Below are 3179 nucleotides of genomic sequence, written 5' to 3'. Positions count from 1 at the left end.
GAGACACACCCGTTATAGGGTCAAGCGAACAAGTGCATGTGGTGGATGCCTTGGCGATCACAGGCGATGAAGGACGCGGTAGCCTGCGAAAAGCTACGGGGAGCTGGCAAACAAGCTTTGATCCGTAGATGTCCGAATGGGGAAACCCACTCCGAATGGAGTATCCATGACTGAATACATAGGTCATGTGAAGCGAACGCGGCGAACTGAAACATCTAAGTAACCGCAGGAAAAGAAATCAACCGAGATTCCCAAAGTAGTGGCGAGCGAAATGGGACCAGCCTGTACTCTTTATCTGTACCGTCAGCCGAACGCTCTGGAAAGTGCGGCCATAGTGGGTGATAGCCCCGTAGGCGAAGGCGGAATGGAAGAACTAGGTGTACGACAAGTAGGGCGGGACACGTGAAATCCTGTCTGAAGATGGGGGGACCATCCTCCAAGGCTAAATACTCGTGATCGACCGATAGTGAACCAGTACCGTGAGGGAAAGGCGAAAAGAACCCCGGGAGGGGAGTGAAATAGATCCTGAAACCGCATGCATACAAACAGTCGGAGCCTCGCAAGGGGTGACGGCGTACCTTTTGTATAATGGGTCAGCGACTTACATTCAGTGGCAAGCTTAACCGAATAGGGCAGGCGTAGCGAAAGCGAGTCCGAACAGGGCGTTCAGTCGCTGGGTGTAGACCCGAAACCAGGTGATCTATCCATGGCCAGGTTGAAGGCACGGTAACACGTGCTGGAGGACCGAACCCACTAACGTTGAAAAGTTAGGGGATGAGCTGTGGATAGGGGTGAAAGGCTAAACAAACCTGGAAATAGCTGGTTCTCTCCGAAAACTATTTAGGTAGTGCCTCGTGTATCACCTTCGGGGGTAGAGCACTGTCATGGTTGATGGGTCCATTGCGGATTACGTCGCCATAGCAAACTCCGAATACCGAAGAGTGCAATCACGGGAGACAGACATCGGGTGCTAACGTCCGGTGTCAAGAGGGAAACAACCCAGACCGCCAGCTAAGGTCCCCAAATATGACTAAGTGGGAAACGAAGTGGGAAGGCTAAAACAGTCAGGAGGTTGGCTTAGAAGCAGCCACCCTTTAAAGAAAGCGTAATAGCTCACTGATCGAGTCGTCCTGCGCGGAAGATGTAACGGGGCTAAGTCATATACCGAAGCTGCGGATGCGAGCTAGTCTCGCATGGTAGGAGAGCGTTCCGTAAGCCTGCGAAGGTGCGTTGAAAAGCGTGCTGGAGGTATCGGAAGTGCGAATGCTGACATGAGTAGCGATAAAGGGGGTGAAAGGCCCCCTCGCCGTAAGCCCAAGGTTTCCTACGCAACGTTCATCGGCGTAGGGTGAGTCGGCCCCTAAGGCGAGGCAGAAATGCGTAGCTGATGGGAAGCAGGTCAATATTCCTGCACCATTGTTGAATGCGATGGGGGGACGGATCGCGGAAGGTTGTCCGGGTGTTGGAAGTCCCGGTCCTTGCATTGGAGAAGGCGCTTTGGCAAATCCGGGCGCGGAATTCAAGGGTGCGAGGCCATGCTCTTCGGAGCAGAAGCAACTGGAAGTGGTTCCAAGAAAAGCCTCTAAGCTTCAGTTCAACAGTGACCGTACCGCAAACCGACACAGGTGGGCGAGATGAGTATTCTAAGGCGCTTGAGAGAACTCGGGAGAAGGAACTCGGCAAATTGGTACCGTAACTTCGGGATAAGGTACGCCCTGGTAGCTTGACTGGCTTGCGCCAGAAGGGTGAAGGGGTTGCAATAAACTGGTGGCTGCGACTGTTTAATAAAAACACAGCACTCTGCAAACACGAAAGTGGACGTATAGGGTGTGACGCCTGCCCGGTGCCGGAAGATTAAATGATGGGGTGCAAGCTCTTGATTGAAGTCCCGGTAAACGGCGGCCGTAACTATAACGGTCCTAAGGTAGCGAAATTCCTTGTCGGGTAAGTTCCGACCTGCACGAATGGCGTAACGATGGCCACACTGTCTCCTCCCGAGACTCAGCGAAGTTGAAGTGTTTGTGATGATGCAATCTCCCCGCGGCTAGACGGAAAGACCCCATGAACCTTTACTGTAGCTTTGCATTGGACTTTGAACCGGTTTGTGTAGGATAGGTGGGAGGCTGTGAAGCGGGAACGCTAGTTTCCGTGGAGCCGTCCTTGAAATACCACCCTGATCTGTTTGAGGTTCTAACCTTGGTCCGTGATCCGGATCGGGGACAGTGCATGGTAGGCAGTTTGACTGGGGCGGTCTCCTCCCAAAGGGTAACGGAGGAGTACGAAGGTACGCTAGGTACGGTCGGAAATCGTGCTGATAGTGCAATGGCATAAGCGTGCTTGACTGTGAGACCCACAAGTCGAACAGGTGCGAAAGCAGGTCATAGTGATCCGGTGGTTCTGTATGGAAGGGCCATCGCTCAACGGATAAAAGGTACTCTGGGGATAACAGGCTGATACCGCCCAAGAGTTCATATCGACGGCGGTGTTTGGCACCTCGATGTCGGCTCATCTCATCCTGGGGCTGTAGCCGGTCCCAAGGGTATGGCTGTTCGCCATTTAAAGAGGTACGTGAGCTGGGTTTAAAACGTCGTGAGACAGTTTGGTCCCTATCTGCCGTGGGCGCTGGAAGTTTGAGGGGGCCTGCTCCTAGTACGAGAGGACCGGAGTGGACGAACCTCTGGTGTACCGGTTGTGACGCCAGTCGCATCGCCGGGTAGCTATGTTCGGAAGAGATAACCGCTGAAAGCATCTAAGCGGGAAACTCGCCTCAAGATGAGACTTCCCCGGGGACTAGATCCCCTTGAAGGGTCGTTCGAGACCAGGACGTTGATAGGTCAGGTGTGGAAGCGCAGTAATGCGTTAAGCTAACTGATACTAATTGCCCGTAAGGCTTGATCCTATAACAGGTGTGCCTCCCTCCAGAAAGCATGGAGAGTGGAGCGCGCAGGTTGAGAGATCGGTGTTGTGCCAGAAACAACACAACCCCAATTCAGCAACACCTCTTTACGCTTCTTCCCGATTGGCTGTGGCGCGCAAAACCGCGACGCAGCAACCCGTCATGCCTGATGACCATAGCGAGTTGGTCCCACCCCTTCCCATCCCGAACAGGACCGTGAAACAACTCCACGCCGATGATAGTGCGGATTGCCCGTGTGAAAGTAGGTAATCGTCAGGCTCCT

The 3179-nt window shown here is 53.6% G+C and carries 2 rRNA genes; both read left to right on the top strand.

Annotation, left to right across the window (positions count from 1 at the left end):
• The first annotated feature begins 18 nt into the window (after window positions 1-18).
• A 23S ribosomal RNA gene (locus tag U5A52_RS42695) occupies window positions 19-2899 on the top strand.
• A 162-nt stretch (window positions 2900-3061) separates the two neighbouring features.
• Window positions 3062-3175: ribosomal RNA gene (rrf, locus tag U5A52_RS42690) — 5S ribosomal RNA — on the top strand.
• Window positions 3176-3179: the final 4 nt, after the last annotated feature.

The sequence above is a fragment of the Paraburkholderia sp. J8-2 genome, assembly GCF_905220195.1.
In the GTDB taxonomy this organism is placed as follows: Bacteria; Pseudomonadota; Gammaproteobacteria; order Burkholderiales; family Burkholderiaceae; genus Paraburkholderia.
The sequence above is the reverse complement of the archived record's forward strand: the minus strand, read 5'-3'. Positions and strand labels throughout refer to the sequence as shown.